The organism is Anaeromusa sp., assembly GCF_028691475.1.
Lineage (GTDB): Bacteria > Bacillota > Negativicutes > Anaeromusales > Anaeromusaceae > Anaeromusa.
In genome coordinates this window covers 1-3,102 of sequence record NZ_JAQUZF010000195.1, presented here as the reverse complement: position 1 = coordinate 3,102, position 3,102 = coordinate 1, and the positions used below count along the sequence as shown (strand labels likewise).

Genomic DNA, 3,102 nt, shown 5'->3' with positions numbered 1-3,102 from the left:
ATTGGTGTGTAGCAACTTTAATTGTATGTGAGTTATTTACTTTATGCTCATTTTTTTGTGCAAAAAAATGTTGAGGTAAACATGCTCTTGCGTGCTTACCCCAACATTTATTATAGAACCTTTTTTAGTCTTCAAAACACGAATATTGCCGTGGAAACCCTCATTCGAGCCCTCCGATTCTCACCGCGACTCTTGTTTAAATCCAGTTCCCCGTAACTTGTTTTGAGTTAACTTTAACTTTGGCTTTGGTCAGCAACCAAATGGGCTGCGCAATATTTTTCTCGTAGCTTTGGCTTTTCAATTTTACCCGTAGGATTACGCGGAATGTCGGCAAAAATAATTTTGCGCGGACGTTTGTAGCGCGGCAAGGAAGAACAAAACTCTCTTATTTCCTCCTCTGTGCACTGGCAATGGGGCTTAACTTCTATGATTGCTGCTGCGATTTCCCCAAGGCGCGGGTCCGGCAGGCCAATGACAGCGACGTCTTTGACAGCATGATTCCGATGCAGAAAATCTTCAATCTGCACCGGGTAGAGATTTTCGCCTCCAGAAATAATCACATCTTTTTTGCGGTCAACTAAGTAAATAAAACCGTCTTCATCCATTCGTGCCATATCGCCGGTAAAAAGCCAGCCTTCTTTCAACACCGCAGCCGTAGCTTCAGGGGCGTTATAGTAACATTTCATCACCCCAGGCCCTTTCACGACAAGCTCCCCTATGCCGCCTGCCGGAACCAGGCTGCCTGTTTCATCAACAATTTTCGTCTTCCATTTAAAGCCCGCTTTGCCGATAGCTCCCACCTTATGAATGTTTTCAAGGCCAAGATGGACGCATCCTGGCCCGGTGGATTCGCTCAATCCGTAGTTTGTATCATAGCTATGGGTAGGAAAGTAATTTTTCCAGCGACGAATCAAGCTGGGAGGAACCGGCTGCGCGCCAATATGCATGAGTCTCCATTGCTCAAGGGTATAATTATCTAGACTCAACTCGCCGCTTTCGAGAGCGTTCAGAATATCCAGAGCCCAGGGAACAAGCAGCCAGACAATGGTAGCTTGTTCTTCCGAGACTGCCTTTAGAATCCAGGAGGGCTTGACGCCGCGCAGCAAAACCGCCTTTCCTCCTACTAAAAAGCTGCCAAACCAATGCATTTTTGCTCCGGTATGATAGAGAGGCGGAATGCATAAAAAAGTGTCCTGTGTTGTTTGCTGGTGATGCTGCTGCTCCGTGTAGCAGGAAGAAAGCAGGCTGTTATGAGTATGTAGAATGGCTTTGGGAAAGCCCGTTGTGCCGGAAGAAAAATAGATAGCGGCATCATCGTCAGCAGCAAGCTCAATTTCCGGTTCTTTCTCTGAGTACGATCGTTCAAGCTGCGAGTAGTTTTCAGCAAAAGCAAGGCCGTTTTCGCCTACATAAAAATGTGTTTTTACCTGTGGAACTTTTTCATATATGACTTCGATACGATCGACAAACTCCGGTCCAAAAACCAGCGCGACCACTTCCGCAAGTTCCAGACAATATTTTATTTCCTCGGCATCGTAGCGAAAGTTTAAAGGTACGGCCACGGCGCCAGCTTTGAGGATTCCGAAATAAATCGGCAGCCATTCCAGACAATTCATTAAAAGAATCGCCACTTTATCGCCTTTTTTTATACCACGGCCTAGGAGCAAATTGGCAAAACGGTTTGTTGTAGCATCAAATTCACACCATGTCATTTGGCGGCGAAAGCTCGCAGCAGGATTGGTTTCAATCAACTCATACTCTTGCCAGGAAACTTCGTGTTTTTCCTGTAACTCGGGATTTATTTCAACTAAACTGACCTTGTCACCATATAAGGAGGCGTTGCGGGACAGTATTTCCGTTATGGGCATTTTCTTTGCTCCTTTTCATCCTCGCTTACTTTACCTTCAAGCCTTCCTGGAAGGCAAGGAGATTGACTGGAACCGCGCTTGCTTTAACACTGGTCTTAATCACTTCTTCCCAATCGATATAGTCAATTTTCATGGCCTTTACCAGAGCGCCGAACAAAACTACGTTCATCGCCTTGGCGTTCCCCAAGCGCTCGGCGATTTGGGCGGCACAGATAACGGTTGTATCAGCTTTCTCCTTTAGCAGCTCCAGCACTCCGGCGGGATACTCTCGTTTGCCCATGAGGATCGGCGCGGAGGGAATCTGGTAGTCATTAACGACGACTTTGCCTGTTGGCGCCAAATATTCGAGCCAGCGGAGCGCTTCCATGGTTTCAAAGGAAACAAGTATGTCCGCCTGCCCCTTGCCGATAATCGGCGAGTATACTTTTTTTCCATAGCGCACCTGGGTGCTGACGCTGCCGCCGCGCTGGGCCATGCCATGTACTTCGGACATCTTGACATCATAACCGGCGCTCACCAGGCCATTGGACAAAATCTTGCTTGCTAAAATGGTTCCCTGCCCCCCTACGCCCACTAGCAGTATGTTTTTTACCTCAGACATATTATTCACCTACCTTTACTGCGGCTTTAGCCGGACATAGTTGCACGCATACTTCACAGCCGACGCATTGAACTGGATCGATGGCTGCTTTTTCCGTTTCTTGATCGAATCTAAGAGCCGGGCAGCCTGTGTTGACGCACATTTGGCAGCCGATGCACTCGTCTGTGTCAACTTTGCAAGTTGCCATATAATTGCCGAATTCTTCCTTGTCTTGGGGCGATTGCTTTTTCAATACACAGGGCCAGCGGGTAATAATAACCGACGGCTCATCCAAGGCAAGGGCCCAATCAAGAGCATCCCGTACTTGCCGAAGGTTTAGGGGATTGACGGTTCGCACATAGTCAATGCCTAGCGCCTTGACTACCGCTTCGATGGCCAGCGCCTTCGTCGGCATCCCCTGTAGCGTAAAACCTGTACCAGGATGATCTTGGTGACCAGTCATGCCGGTTATCCGGTTATCGAGAATAACGGTAATGGTTTTACTGCGGTTATAGGCTATGTTCATAATGCTGTTGATGCCCGTATGGAAGAAAGTGGAGTCGCCGATGGTCGAAATAACACGCATGTTTTCATGGAACTTATCGAAGACTTTCTGCGCCCCATGTCCTATGCTTGGCGCGGCGCCCATACAAA

Annotated in this window: 3 protein-coding genes; all 3 read right to left on the bottom strand. The window is 47.9% G+C overall.

All coding sequences use genetic code 11. From position 1 onward, the window contains the following. Positions 1-233: 233 nt before the first annotated feature. On the bottom strand, positions 234-1,868 hold the full coding sequence (locus PHF27_RS14115) for a class I adenylate-forming enzyme family protein (protein WP_300071458.1): 1,635 nt from the start codon (positions 1,866-1,868) through the stop codon (positions 234-236). 25 nt (positions 1,869-1,893) lie between these two features. Then, the gene (locus PHF27_RS14110; RefSeq protein ID WP_300071455.1) at positions 1,894-2,469 is read right to left on the bottom strand and encodes an indolepyruvate oxidoreductase subunit beta; all 576 of its coding nucleotides are present in this window, start codon (positions 2,467-2,469) and stop codon (positions 1,894-1,896) included. Position 2,470: 1 nt separating this feature from the next. Then, a partial coding sequence (locus PHF27_RS14105) for a thiamine pyrophosphate-dependent enzyme (protein WP_300071452.1) occupies positions 2,471-3,102 on the bottom strand: 632 nt, incomplete at its 5' end.